The organism is Isoptericola sp. NPDC057391 (assembly GCF_042668085.1).
GTDB lineage: Bacteria > Actinomycetota > Actinomycetes > Actinomycetales > Cellulomonadaceae > Isoptericola.
The window spans coordinates 47,163-59,527 of sequence record NZ_JBHVBO010000008.1 but is presented as its reverse complement, the minus strand read 5'-3'; the positions used below and the strand labels follow the sequence as shown (position 1 = coordinate 59,527).

Sequence of the window (12,365 nt, the reverse complement as noted above, 5' to 3'; positions counted from 1 at the left end):
GCACGCGGCGACGGCGGCGGCCGAGCGCGCCGCCGTCCTCACCGAGACGCGGTCCCAGGCCGTCGCGGCCGCCGACGCCGAGCGCCGCCGCATCGAGCGGGACCTGCACGACGGCGCCCAGCAGCGCCTGGTCGCGCTCGGGGTGGAGCTCGGCGTGGCCCGCCGGATCGCCGAGCGCGACCCGGCCGCGTCCGCCGCGGCCCTCGAGCACGCGCACGACGAGGTGAAGGCGACGCTCGCCGAGCTGCGCGACCTCGTGCGCGGCATCCACCCCGCCGTCCTGTCCGACCGGGGGCTCGACGCGGCGCTCTCCGCGCTGGCCGCGCGCAGCCCCGTGCCCGTGCGGGTGGAGGCGTCCGCCGACGTCTCCCGGGCCGGCTCCGCGGCGCAGGCCGCGGCGTACTTCGTCGTCGCCGAGGCGCTGACCAACGTCGCCAAGCACGCCGACGCGCGCTCCGTCCGGGTGCGCGCCGACGTCGTGGACGACGGTGGGGACCACGACGCCCGCCTGCGCGTCGTCGTCGAGGACGACGGCCGGGGAGGCGCGGAGCCGTCGCCCGGCAGCGGCCTGGCCGGGCTGCGCGGGCGGGTCGCCGCGCTCGACGGCGTCTTCGACCTGGACAGCCCCGCCGGTGCGGGCACCCGACTGACCGTGGAGGTGCCGTGCGCATCGTGATCGCGGAGGACTCCGTGCTCCTCCTGGACGGCCTCTCCCGGCTGCTGGTCGCCGAGGGTCACACCGTGACCGGCCACCGCACCGCCCACGAGCTCGTCGCCGCCCTGTCGCGGCCCGGCGCCGAGCTGCCGGACCTCCTCGTCACCGACGTCCGGATGCCGCCGTCGCACACCGACGAGGGCCTGCGCGCCGCGCTGCACCTGCGCAGCCTGTACCCGGACCTGCCCGTCCTGGTGCTGTCGCAGTACGTCGAGCAGCGCTACGCCTCCGAGCTGCTCGCCCGCGGCGCGCACGCCCTGGGGTACGTGCTCAAGGACCGGGTGGCCGACGTCGACGCGTTCCTCGACGCCGTCTCCCGCGTGGCGGGCGGCGGCACCGTCATCGACCCCGAGGTGGTCACGCAGGTCATCGCCCGCAGCCGCCGCTCCGACCTCGACCAGCTCACGCGCCGCGAGCGCGAGGTGCTCGCGCTCATGGCCGAGGGCCGTTCCAACACCGCGATCGCGGACCGCCTCGTCGTCGGCATGCCCGCCGTCGAGAAGCACGTCACCAGCATCCTCACCAAGCTCGGGCTGCCGCCCGACGCCGACGACAACCGCCGCGTGCTCGCGGTGCTGCGCTGGCTCGACCAGAACGGAGCACGACCATGACCTCCACCGGACCCACCACCGGACCCGCCCCCGCCCCCGTGCCCACGCCACCGGTGCCGCAGGAGCCGCACCGGGGCCCCGTGGGGCGCGCGCTGCTCGTCACCGGCATCGTCGTCGGCCTGCTCGCCGTGGCCTGGGGCGCCCTGTTCCTCGTGGACCGCGCGGTCGCGAGCACCACCACGGAGCACGAGACGTACGCCGCGCCCGGCACGGTCGAGCTGGTCGCCGACGGCGACGTGACCGTCCGCGCCGCCGACGGCGGGTCGTCGGTCGAGGTCGACAAGATCGCGCGGGCCGGCCTCACGAGCCCGACCTACCGCGCCGAGGAGGGCGCCGACCGGCTCACCGTGCGGCACGAGTGCGAGGGCCTGCGGTGGATCCCCGGCCGGTGCTCCGGCGACCTGGCCGTCACCCTGCCGGCCGGCACGACGCTGGTCGTGCGGACCTCCAACGGCGACGTCGTCGCGTCCGGCGTCACCGGCGGGTCCGAGCTGCGGTCGAGCAACGGCGACGTCGAGGTCACGCGCGCGGGCGGCGGGCTCGACGCCGGCTCCAGCAACGGCGACGTCGTCGTCGACCGGGCCGTGGGCGACGTCGTCGCGACCACGGCGAACGGGTCGGTCGAGGTGACGGGCGTCGACGGTTCCCTCGACGCGGACACGAGCAACGGCCGGGTCGACGTCGCCGGCGTGACCGGCGACGTCCGGGCCGAGTCCAGCAACGGCGACGTCACCGTCGTCGGCGACGGCGAGCCCGTGCGGCTCACGATCGACACGGCCAACGGCGAGCAGACCATCGAGGGGCCCACGGACCCGGAGGCCGATCGCACCGTGGAGGTCCGGTCGTCCAACGGGGACGTCGCGTACCTGGTGCCCTGACGGAGGCACGGCCGCGCGCCGGATATCGTCGTCGGCCATGGGGATCTTCTCGCGCCGGACGTCGGCCTCGCCCGGCCCCGCCGAGCCGTTCGAGCTGGTCGTGGACACCGTGTTCGCCGTCCCGACGCGGGGCCACGCGTTCACCGGCACCGTGACGTCGGGGCGGGTGCGCGTCGGCCAGGCCGCCGTGCTGCACCTGCCGTCCGGCGAGCACGCCGTGACCGTCACCCGGATCGACGTGCGGCGCCGCAAGGCCGACGCCGCCGAGGCCGGCGCGGAGGCCGCCGTCTACCTCGGCGGGCTGGCGCGCGGCGCGCTGCCCGTGGTCCCCGGGGGCGACGGCAGCCTGCTGGACGCCGAGAGCGTCCGCGGCTGCCGCCTCGTCTCGGCGTCCTAGCAGCGCCCGGCCGCCGTCGTCAGAGCCGGTCGGCGAGCGCGACGAGCGTCTCCGTGACGCCGTCGTCCACCTTGACGGTGGCCAGGGGGTCGCCGCGCGTCTCGCCGCGGTTGACGATGACCACCGGCTTGCCGGCCTTGGCCGCGTGCCGCACGAACCGCAGCCCGCTCATCACGGTGAGCGACGTGCCCGCCACGAGCAGCGCGTCGGCGTCGTCCACCAGCGCGTACGCGCGCTGCACCCGCTCGCGCGGCACGTTCTCGCCGAAGTACACGATCTCGGGCTTGAGCACCCCGCCGCAGAACTCGCACGCCGCGGGCACGAAGTGGCTCGTCTGCTCGATGACGGCGTCGGCGTCGGGCGCGGTCTCGATGTCCGCGACCGTGGCGCCGTCCTCGAGCACCGACTCGACGAAGCCCGGGTTGAGCGCGTCGAGCCGCTCCGCGAGGCGCGCGCGGCTGATGACGCGGCCGCACGTCAGGCAGATCACGCGGTCGTAGCGGCCGTGCAGGTCGATGACGTGCCGGGACCCCGCGTCCTCGTGCAGTAGGTCCACGTTCTGCGTGATGACGCCGCGCACCACCCCGCGCTCCTCCAGCCGCGCGAGCGCGCGGTGCCCCGCGTTGGGCTCCGTGCGGTGCACCACCTGCCAGCCCACGTGGTTGCGGGCCCAGTAGTGACGGCGGAACGCCTCGTCGGCGACGAACTGCTGGTACGTCATCGGCGCGCGCTTGGGCGAGTCCGGGCTGCGGTAGTCGGGGATGCCCGAGTCGGTGGACACGCCCGCGCCCGTCAGCGCGGTGACGGTGCGGCCGGTCAGCAGCCGGACGGCGTCGTCCACCGTGCCGTGGTGCACGACGGCGTCGGGCGGGAGCTCCCACCGCCGGTCCTGGTACGTCGGGGCGAGCGGCCGGGGCACGGGTTGCACGCCTTCGAGCGTACGACGCCGCTGCCGGGCCCACTCGGTCCTGCGAGGTAGCCCTCACCCGGCGAGGTAGTTCACACAGCCGCGAGGTAGTCCGGACCCTGCCGAGGTAGTGGACCAGACCACTACCTCGGCGAGCCTCGGACTACCTCGGCGAGCCTCGGACTACCTCGGCGAGCCTCGGACTACCTCGGCGAGCCTCGGACTACCTCGGCGAGCCTCGGACTACCTCGGCGTCAGCTCGCGGAGGCGCCCGACGACGACTGGTCGGTCTGGCCGCCCTGGTCGGTGGAGCCGTCGGGAGCGGCGCCGCCGGGGCCGCCGCCCATGCCGCCGGCCGGGGCCTCGCCCGCCGTGGCGGTGCCGACCTCGTCGCCGTCGGCGGTGAGGGTGTACGTGTCGCCGTCGGCGAGCTCGGGGCCGCTGACGACGACGGACTGCGCGGTCTTCGACAGCGTGATCGCCGCGACCTGCGTGCCGTCGGCGTCCACGACCGCGACCTCGGTGCCGGCCTCGAGCGTGGCGTCGGCGGTCAGCGCCACCCAGCCCTGGGACGAGCCCTCGGCCGGGGCCTGCGCCATGCCCGAGGAGCCGACGGCGAGCAGCGTGCCGCCCGAGACGTCCAGGTCCCCGGCGACGTCGAGCGCGCCGTTCCCGCCGTTCGTCGGGCCCTCGACGACGACGTCCCCGCCGCTGATCGCGGCGACGCCGTTGGAGTCCAGGCCGTCGCCCTCCGCGTCCACGCGCAGCGTGCCGCCCGTGATCGTCACCGAAGCGCCCACGACCACCTGGTCCATGGGGGCGCCCCCGCCCCCGCCCCCGCCGCCTTGGGGCAGCTCGCCCTCCGCCGGCGGTTCCGGCTGCGCCTGCTGCCCGTCGGCCGTGTCGTCCGTCGTGTCGTCGTTCGTCTCGTCGGTCGTGTCGTCCTCGGCCTCCTTGACCGTGGCGTTGAGGCCGTCGTCGGTGGAGGTGACGTCCGCGTCGCCGCCGGACAGGGCGATGGTCGCGGCCTCGATGCCCTCCTCGGAGCCGGTCACGGTGAGGGCGCCGTCCGTGATCGCGACGTCGGTGAAGCCCTGCACGCCGTCGGAGCCGGCGTCGACCGTGACGTCGCCGCCGGTGAGCGCGACGTAGCCGGCCGTGACGTCGTCGTCGGCGTCGGACCTCAGCCCGTCGCCGCCCGCGGTGACGTCGATCGTGCCGCCGCTGACCACGAGGTAGTCCTTGCCGCGGATCGCGTCGTCGGCGGCGTCGACAGAGATGGTCCCGCTCGCGATGACGAGCCCGTCCTTGCCGGTGATGCCGTCGTTCGCGTTCCCGACGACGTCGAGCGCGCCGCCGCCGGAGATCGCCAGGTCGGCGGTCGAGTACAGGGCGGCGTTCGCCGCGTTCTCCGACGTCGTGTCCGCGTACTCGGTGGCGTCCTCGAGCCGGTTGGTGGAGCCGTCGGCGAGCACCACGGACACATGGTCGGCGTCCTGCACGTCGATCGCCGCGCCGGTCGAGCTCGTGACGTCCGCGCCGTCGAGCACGAGGCGCACGACGCCGTCGGCCGACGAGTCGACCACGACCTGGCCGTCGTCGAGCGTCCCGGAGACCCGGTACGTGCCGGGCGCGGTGATCCTGACGGTCGAGCCGTCGACCGTGACGCCGTCGCCGGAGGCCGTCGCTGACACCGACGCAGAGTCGCCGTCCAGCGAGACGGCGACCTCGTCGGCCGTGTCCCAGGTCTGGTCGGCGAGGGCCGCGGTCCCGTCGGAGGACAGGTTCTCGGCGAGGACGTCCTGGGCGGACCGGCCGGAGTTGTCCGTCGCGGTGAGCTCGGCGGCGGTGGTGCCGGAGCCGCCCGACGCCGCGGTCGCGGAGCCGTCGCTGCATGCGGCGAGCGCGCCGAGGGTCAGGCTCCCCGCGGCGACGAGCGCCATGGCGCGAGTCGAGGCGGCACGGGTGCAGAGGGTCTTCTTCGGGCGGGGGAGGTGCATGGTCGGGTCCTCTCGGGTGGTGAGGTCAGGCGACGTCGAGCCGCTCGCGCCGCAGGCGGCGCCAGGGGTGGTCGGGCAGGTCTGGCCGCAGGGTGGCGAGGCCGGTCGCGTACTTGGAGATGCGGTCGGGCCGGTGGCCGGCGCGCCACAGGGCGCGGTCGGCGGACGACGGCGCGGTGCCGGCCTTGGTCTCGACGACGACGAGGTCGCCGACGTCGGCGGAGGCCCGGCCGTCGCCGGCGCCGTCGGGGGCGGCGAGCCGCCACCGCAGGCCGGTGTCGAGGGTCAGGCGGGCGTCGGGCAGCAGCACCGTGGTGCGCCGGTACGCGGAGCACAGCACGGGGGCGAGGTGCGTCGACGGCGGAGCGTCGAGGCGGGCGGCGGCGAGCCGGTCGTCGACGAAGTCGAGCCCTTCCCCGGCCAGCGGCGTCGCGAGCTCCCACGGGCGGCGCTCCTTGACGGTGACGCCGCGGGCGGCGCGCGTCTTGACCTCGAGGAACGTGGCGTTGCCGGTGTCGACGTAGGTGCGGGTGCGGACCTTGAACCGCCGGCGCCGCCGGCGGGCCGCCAGGCGGAACGTCAGCAGGTCGGCCGTGTCGTAGTAGGTCGAGGCGTACGTGAACGACCGGTCGCCGTCGATCTCCAGCACGCGCGGGCCGTGCGCGGCGAGCGTCGCGAGCAGGGCCGCGACCTCGGCGGGGGTGAGCACGTACTTGCGGTCCACGCGGGTCTGCAGCGCGGCGGTGGCGTCGAGCTCGGCGAGGCCGACCGGGACGGCGTCCGCGAGCCCCCGGGCGACGACGGCCGCGGCGCTCATCGGGTCACCGCCAGCACGTCGGCGGGGGCGGTGACGGGCCGGCCGCCGTCGCGCGGCAGGTCGTACCGGACCTCGACGCGCGTCGTGTCGTCGGCGAGGTCGATCTCCTGCACGGACACGGACCGCACGCGGGCGCCCAGCAGCGCCTCGAGGTGGGCGGTCAGCTCCGTGCGGTCGACGACGGCGCGGTCGAGCACGATCGTCTGCGCGCCGTGCCGCGCGAGGAGGCGCGGGTGGTCGGCCACGGCCATGACGACGAGGATCAGCGCGGACCCGGCCACGCCGAGCCAGCCCGCCGACGTGCCCAGGCCGCCGAGCAGGCCCAGCGCGAGGGCCGCGAAGTAGTACGCGACCTCGCGCTGGGACAGCTCGTCCGAGCGCAGCCGGATGATCGACAGCACGCCGAACAGGCCCAGCCCGAGGCCGGCGGCGATCGAGCTCGACGCCAGCACGGCCGACACCGCCAGCACGCCGACGTTGACGCCGAGGTAGGCGACCACGAGGTCGCGGCGGCGGTGCCGGGGGAAGTAGAGGGCGAACGTCAGGATCGCGACAGCGACGAGGTCGACGGCGTACAGGGCTGCGGGAGGCATGCGGGCTCCGGGGGACGGGGACCGGTCGTGGTCCGTGGGTGGGAAGGACACCCAGTGGACACCTCCCGTTCAGGGAGGCGCTGAGGGCGGCCTGGGAACCGGCTGCGAGGGGTGGGCGGTCGCTGGGAACGCCCCTGAGCAGCGCCGACGTGCGTGCAGGCGGCGGCGTGCCGATCATCGGGACGTGATGCGGCGGACAGGACGACGACGGCTCGCGGCCGGTGGCGTCGTGGCGATGGTGGTCCTCGCGCTCGCCGGCTGCGTCCCGAGCCGGCAGGAGCCCGGCCAGGCGACGGCGGCGGTGGCGGACGCGCTCGCGGAGGCCGGCTCCGCGGGCGAGACGGCGCGGATCGCCGTCGGCCTGCTCGACGACGGGCGGATCACCGGTCCCGTGGCCGACACCGTGCTGCTCGACCAGCTCCGCGTGCTCGACGACGCCGAGTCGGCGCTCACCACCCTCGTGCCGCCCGACGCCGCGTCGTCCGGGCAGCGCACGACCGGGCTGAAGGCCGTGGGCGACGTGTCCGACGTCGTGGTGACCGCCCGCGAGTGGGTGGCGGCCCGCTCGGGTGGCGACCTCGACGACGCCGCCACCGTGCCGGCCGACGCCGACGAGCTGCTCGCCGAGCTCGGCTCCGCCACGGTCGCCGTCGACGCCGCCCTGGCCGAGGCGGGTGGGCCGTGAAGAGGCTGCTCGCCGCCGCGCTCGGCATCCTCACGGCCATCGGCGGGTTCGTCGACATCGGGGACCTGGTGACCAACGCGGTCGTCGGGTCCCGGTTCGGCATGTCGCTCGCCTGGGTGGTGGTGCTCGGCGTCGTGGGCATCGTCCTGTTCGCGAGCATGGCGGGGCGCGTCGCGGCGGTGAGCGGCCGCGCGACGTTCGAGATCATCCGCGAACGGCTCGGGCCCCGGGCCGCCGGGGCGAACCTCGTCGCCTCGTTCGCGATCAACCTGCTCACGCTGACCGCCGAGGTCGGCGGCATCGCGCTCGCGCTGCACCTCGCGAGCAGCGTCGAGCCGCGCCTGTGGATCCCGGTCGCGGCGCTGGCGGTGTGGCTGGTCCTGTGGCGCGTGAAGTTCCAGGTGCTGGAGAACGTCGCCGGGCTCATGGGGCTGCTGCTCGTCGGCTTCGCGATCGCGCTGTTCCAGCTCGGCCCGGACTGGGGCGAGCTGCTGCGCCAGGCGGTCCCGCCGTCGCCGCCGGGCACGGAGCACCCGGCGTCGTACTGGTACTACGCGATCGCGCTGTTCGGCGCGGCGATGACGCCGTACGAGGTGTTCTTCTTCTCCTCCGGCGCCGTCGAGGAGCGGTGGACCGCCAAGGACCTCGGCACCAACCGCCTCAACGTGCTGCTCGGCTTCCCTCTCGGCGGCCTGCTCTCGCTCGCGATCGCCGGCTGCGCCGCCGTCGTGCTCATGCCGGCGGGCATCGAGGTGTCGTCGCTGTCGCAGATCGTGCTGCCGGTCGCGCAGGCGGGCGGGGTGCTGCTGCTCGCCGTCGTCATCCTCGGGATCGTCGCCGCCACGTTCGGCGCGGCGCTCGAGACCGCGCTGTCCAGCGGGTACACGCTGGCGCAGTACCTCGGCTGGTCGTGGGGGAAGTTCCGCCGGCCCGCGCGGGCGGCGCGCTTCCACCTCACGATGATCGTGGCGCTGCTGCTCGCCGTCGGGATCCTCATGACGAGCGTGGACCCGGTGGCGGTCACCGAGATGTCGGTGGTGTTCTCCGCCGTCGCGCTGCCGCTGACGTACGTGCCGATCCTCGTGGTCGCCAACGACCCGGAGTACATGGGCGAGCACGTCAACGGGCGGGTGGTCAACGCGCTGGGCACGGTGTACCTGGTGATCGTGGTCGTCGCGGCGGTCGCGGCGATCCCCCTGATGATCGCGACGGGAGCGGGGTCATGAACCACCCGAGGGGAGAGGTGCGCCTCGTCGACGCGCGTCTGCACCTGCTGAGCCGGCAGGTGCTGGACCCGGACGGCGAGCCCGTCGGGGCGGTCGACGACCTGGCGCTCGCCGGGCCGGACGGCGGCGAGGTCGAGGCGGGCCGGGAGGTGCACGTCGGCGCGATCCTCCTCGGCCCCGTGCTGGCGACGCGCCTCTTCGGCGGGCGCGTGCCCGACAGCCGCCTGCCGCGCATCGCGTGGGACGACGTCGGGCACGTCGGCACGGCGGTCGAGCTCACCGTGCCCTCGGACCGGCTCGACGCGGTGTGGGTGGAGCGCTGGGTGCGCGACCGGCTGATCGCGCGCATCCCCGGCGGCCGGCACGACCCGGAGGCCGGGTCGTGAACGTGGGCGACCTCCTCGACGCGCGCGTGCTGGGGCCGGACGGCGCCCCGCTGGGCGTGGTCGTCGACGTCCGCCTCGCGCTCGAGGTCGTGGACGAGCCCGAGGAGGGCCCGGGTGGCCGTGAGGACCGCGAGGAGGCCGGGCACGACGCCCCGATGAGCGCGCGGGCACGTCGCGACGCCGTCGGCGGCGCGCGGCTGGTCGGGGTGCTGGTCGGGCCGCGCGGCGCCGGGTCGTTCCACGGGTACGAGCGGACCGACGTCCGGTCGCCGTGGCCGGTCCCGCAGCTCGTGCGCCGCCGGCACCGCGGCACGTTCCTCGCCCGCTGGGAGGACGTCGCGGCCGTCGAGGCCGACCCGGCCGCCGACGACGGCACCCCGCGCCTGCGCCTCGCGCCCGGCTACGCCGAGCTGCCGGCGGGGCTCGGATGACCGCAGCGCGGCGGCTGGCCTCCGCCCTGCACCGCGCCTGGCTGCGGCACCCCCGGTGGTCCCTCGCGCTGCGGGGCGCGCTGGCGGCGGCGCTCGCGTGGGTGGTCGCGGTGCTCGCGCCCGCGCCGTTCTCGGAGTACCCCTACTACGCGCCGCTCGGCGCGGTGGTCGCGACGGCCGGCACCCTGGCCAGGTCGGCGCGCGAGTCCCTGCAGACCGTCGGCTCGCTGCTCCTCGGCGCCGGGATCGCGCTCGCGGCGGACGCCGTGCTCGAGCCCGGGGCGCTGTCGGTGGCGCTCGTCGTCGGCGTCGCGCTGCTGTGCGCCGGGTGGCGCGTGCTCGGCGACATGGGCGTGTGGGTGGCCAACTCGGCCCTGTTCGTGCTCGTGCTGGGCCAGGGGCAGGACGCCGAGTACGTCGGTGCGTTCGCCGGCCTGGTCGTGGTGGGGGCGGCCATCGGCATGGCGGTGAACCTCGTGCTGCCCCCGCTGCCGATCACCCCCTCCGACCTCGCCCTGGGCGCGCTGCGCGACGCCCTCGTGGTCCAGCTCGACGACCTGGCCGGCTGGCTCGACGACGAGGGCCCGCTGGACGCGGACGAGTGGGAACGCCGCCGGCACGCGCTGCACCCCACGATCGAGGGGGCCCGCGCGACGGTCGCCCGCGCCCGCGAGGCGTCCCGCGGCAACCCGCGCGCCCGCCGGCACGGGGAGCGCGTGCGGTCCCAGGCCCGGCGGGCGGAGGTGCTCGGGACGACGGCGGAGGTCGTCGACGAGGTGGTGCGGCTGCTCGTCGGGTGGGAGGGCACCGGGCGCGACGACGTCGCCCTCGGGCCGAGGCTGCGCCCCGAGCTCGCGACGGCGCTGCGCTCCTTCGCGCGGGCGCTGCGCGACCCGGAGCACGCCGGGGACGACGGCGCCGCCGAGGATCCCGGCGCGGACTTCGCGCGGTCGCTCGACCGGCTCCGCGACGTCGTGCGCGACGCGCGGACGCGCTCCGGCGACGACCACCTCGTGGCCGGGGCGTTCGTCGTCGTGCTGCGCCGCGGCCAAGACGTGCTCACGGGCTGAACCGTCACCTGGCACGACGCGGTCCGTCTGCGGGCACCGGCCCCCGGTGCCACGGTGTGGGGCATGCGGGTGGTTGTGGTGGGGCAGACGGGGAACGTCGGGACGGCGCTGCTGCGCGCGCTGGCGGACGAGCCGGAGGTGACGTCGCTGCTGGGCGTGGCGCGGCGCCTGCCGGACCGCACGGCCGAGCCGTACCGGCACGCCGAGTGGGCGGCCGTCGACCTGGCGGGCGACGACGAGCGGGACGTCGTCGAACGGCTCACGGCGCTGTTCCGCGGCGCGGACGCCGTCGTCCAGCTCGCCTGGCTGATCCAGCCGAACCGCGACCGGGACCTGCTGCGCACGGTCAACGTGGAGGGCACGCGCCGGGTGGGCCGCGCGGTCGTCGCCGCCGGGGTGCCGCACCTGGTGGTCGCGTCGTCCGTCGGCGTGTACTCGCCGGTCGACGACGACCTGCCGCACGCCGAGGACTGGCCCGCGGACGGCATCGCGACCTCGCACTACAGCGTCGACAAGGCGGCGCAGGAGGACGTGCTGGACGACCTCGAGCGCGAGCACCCCGAGGTGACGGTCGCCCGGCTGCGGACCGCCCTCGTCTTCCAGGGCGACGCGGGCGCGGAGGTGACGCGGCTGTTCGTCGGCCGCGTGCTGCCGGTGGGCCTGCTGCGGCACGGCCGCCCGCCGCTGCTGCCGCTGCCCGCCGGGCTGCGGCTGCAGGCCGTGCACGCCGACGACGCCGCGGACGCGTACCGGCTCGTGCTGCTGCGCCGTGCGGGCGGCGCGTTCAACGTGGCCGCCGCGGACCTGCTGCGCGGCGCCGACCTCGCGCGGCTCGTGGACCACGGGCGGCTGGTGGAGGTGCCGCCCGCCGCGGTGCGCGCCGTCGTCTCCCTCGCGTACGCGGCGCGCGTCGTCGCCGCCGACCCGGGCTGGGTGGACATGGCCATGGGCGCCCCCGTGATGGACACCCGCCGGGCGTTCCGGGAGCTGGACTGGAGGGCCGGGCGGTCGGCGGCCGACGCCCTCCAGGAGGTCGTCCAGGGGATCGCCGAGGGGCGCGGGCTGGCGTCCGCCCCGCTGCGGCCGACGGCCACGCGCCCCGCGGGGGCGTCCACGCTGCCCCTGCGCGGCGCGCACCCGGCCGTCCCGGCGCAGGTGGACCGGGAGCTCCTCGGGCTGTACCTCTCGGACCACTTCACCGGCGCGACGGCCGGCCTGGGGCGGATCGAGCGGATGGTGGGCGACTACGTCGACCTGCCCCTGCACGCCGAGCTGGCGGAGGTGGCCGAGCAGATCCGGGGCGAGCGGGAGCTGTACCGGCAGCTGCTGCGGGAGCTCGGCCTGCCGCGACGCCGGCACCGGCAGCTCCTGGCGGGCGCGGCCGAGCGGCTCGGGCGGCTCAAGCTCAACGGGCGCGTCGTGAGCCGCTCGCCGATGTCGGTGGTGCTCGAGGCCGAGCTCATGCGCTCCGCCGTCGTGGGCAAGCTGGGCGGCTGGCAGACGCTGGAGGAGCACGCCGACGAGCTCGGCCTCGACCCCGCGCAGTTCCGCGACCTCGCCGAGCGCGCGCAGCGCCAGCTCGCCACCCTGGACCGCCTGCACGAGTACGCCCGCGGGCGCGCCTTCCGCGAGCCCGGCTGAGGCCTGGC

At 76.2% G+C, this 12,365-nt stretch carries 14 protein-coding genes; 10 read left to right on the top strand and 4 right to left on the bottom strand.

The genetic code is table 11. From position 1 onward, the window contains the following. The 4 genes from ACFUVW_RS02505 to ACFUVW_RS02490 all read left to right on the top strand — a co-directional run. Positions 1-676, top strand: a 676-nt coding sequence (locus ACFUVW_RS02505) for a sensor histidine kinase (RefSeq protein ID WP_430569769.1), incomplete at its 5' end; no start/stop codon positions are given. Continuing rightward, entirely contained in the window at positions 664-1,326 is a 663-nt protein-coding gene (locus tag ACFUVW_RS02500) for a response regulator (RefSeq protein ID WP_430569768.1), read from the top strand. The genes ACFUVW_RS02505 and ACFUVW_RS02500, both read left to right, overlap by 13 nt. Beyond that, positions 1,323-2,204 carry a DUF4097 domain-containing protein gene (locus tag ACFUVW_RS02495; RefSeq protein ID WP_430569767.1) on the top strand — a complete coding sequence of 294 codons (882 nt, stop codon included), beginning with the start codon at positions 1,323-1,325 and terminating at the stop codon, positions 2,202-2,204. Before ACFUVW_RS02500 ends, ACFUVW_RS02495 begins: the two co-directional genes overlap by 4 nt. Before the next feature lie 37 nt (positions 2,205-2,241). Beyond that, entirely contained in the window at positions 2,242-2,601 is a 360-nt protein-coding gene (locus tag ACFUVW_RS02490) for a hypothetical protein (protein WP_430569766.1), read from the top strand. 19 nt (positions 2,602-2,620) lie between these two features. Here ACFUVW_RS02490 and ACFUVW_RS02485 read toward each other — a convergent pair whose 3' ends face one another. From ACFUVW_RS02485 to ACFUVW_RS02470, 4 genes are all read right to left on the bottom strand, one after another. After that, positions 2,621-3,529 (bottom strand): NAD-dependent protein deacetylase, encoded by a 909-nt coding sequence (locus ACFUVW_RS02485; protein ID WP_430569765.1) that lies wholly within the window; start codon positions 3,527-3,529, stop codon positions 2,621-2,623. Positions 3,530-3,762: 233 nt separating this feature from the next. Next, positions 3,763-5,508, bottom strand: a complete 1,746-nt coding sequence (locus ACFUVW_RS02480) for a carbohydrate-binding domain-containing protein (protein WP_430569764.1) — start codon at positions 5,506-5,508, stop codon at positions 3,763-3,765. 25 nt (positions 5,509-5,533) lie between these two features. Continuing rightward, complete coding sequence (locus tag ACFUVW_RS02475; protein ID WP_430569763.1) at positions 5,534-6,325, bottom strand: VTC domain-containing protein; 792 nt, start codon at positions 6,323-6,325, stop codon at positions 5,534-5,536. Continuing rightward, positions 6,322-6,918 (bottom strand): DUF4956 domain-containing protein, encoded by a 597-nt coding sequence (locus ACFUVW_RS02470; RefSeq protein ID WP_430569762.1) that lies wholly within the window; start codon positions 6,916-6,918, stop codon positions 6,322-6,324. The genes ACFUVW_RS02475 and ACFUVW_RS02470 overlap by 4 nt, the downstream gene beginning before the upstream one ends. 184 nt (positions 6,919-7,102) lie before the next feature. On the opposite strand from ACFUVW_RS02470, the gene ACFUVW_RS02465 reads away from it, so the two are divergent. The 6 genes from ACFUVW_RS02465 (at position 7,103) to ACFUVW_RS02440 (ending at position 12,357) form a co-directional block, all read left to right on the top strand. After that, the gene (locus tag ACFUVW_RS02465; protein ID WP_430569761.1) at positions 7,103-7,603 is read left to right on the top strand and encodes a hypothetical protein; all 501 of its coding nucleotides are present in this window, start codon (positions 7,103-7,105) and stop codon (positions 7,601-7,603) included. Beyond that, on the top strand, positions 7,600-8,829 hold the full coding sequence (locus ACFUVW_RS02460) for an NRAMP family divalent metal transporter (protein WP_430569760.1): 1,230 nt from the start codon (positions 7,600-7,602) through the stop codon (positions 8,827-8,829). Before ACFUVW_RS02465 ends, ACFUVW_RS02460 begins: the two co-directional genes overlap by 4 nt. Then, entirely contained in the window at positions 8,826-9,215 is a 390-nt protein-coding gene (locus tag ACFUVW_RS02455; protein WP_430569759.1) for a hypothetical protein, read from the top strand. The genes ACFUVW_RS02460 and ACFUVW_RS02455 overlap by 4 nt, the downstream gene beginning before the upstream one ends. Further along, positions 9,212-9,646 (top strand): hypothetical protein, encoded by a 435-nt coding sequence (locus ACFUVW_RS02450; protein WP_430569758.1) that lies wholly within the window; start codon positions 9,212-9,214, stop codon positions 9,644-9,646. The genes ACFUVW_RS02455 and ACFUVW_RS02450 overlap by 4 nt, the downstream gene beginning before the upstream one ends. Continuing rightward, positions 9,643-10,716 carry an aromatic acid exporter family protein gene (locus ACFUVW_RS02445; RefSeq protein WP_430569757.1) on the top strand — a complete coding sequence of 358 codons (1,074 nt, stop codon included), beginning with the start codon at positions 9,643-9,645 and terminating at the stop codon, positions 10,714-10,716. Before ACFUVW_RS02450 ends, ACFUVW_RS02445 begins: the two co-directional genes overlap by 4 nt. A gap of 63 nt (positions 10,717-10,779) precedes the next feature. After that, positions 10,780-12,357: an NAD-dependent epimerase/dehydratase family protein gene (locus ACFUVW_RS02440; protein WP_430569756.1), complete on the top strand. Its 1,578-nt coding sequence runs from the start codon at positions 10,780-10,782 to the stop codon at positions 12,355-12,357. Positions 12,358-12,365: the final 8 nt, after the last annotated feature.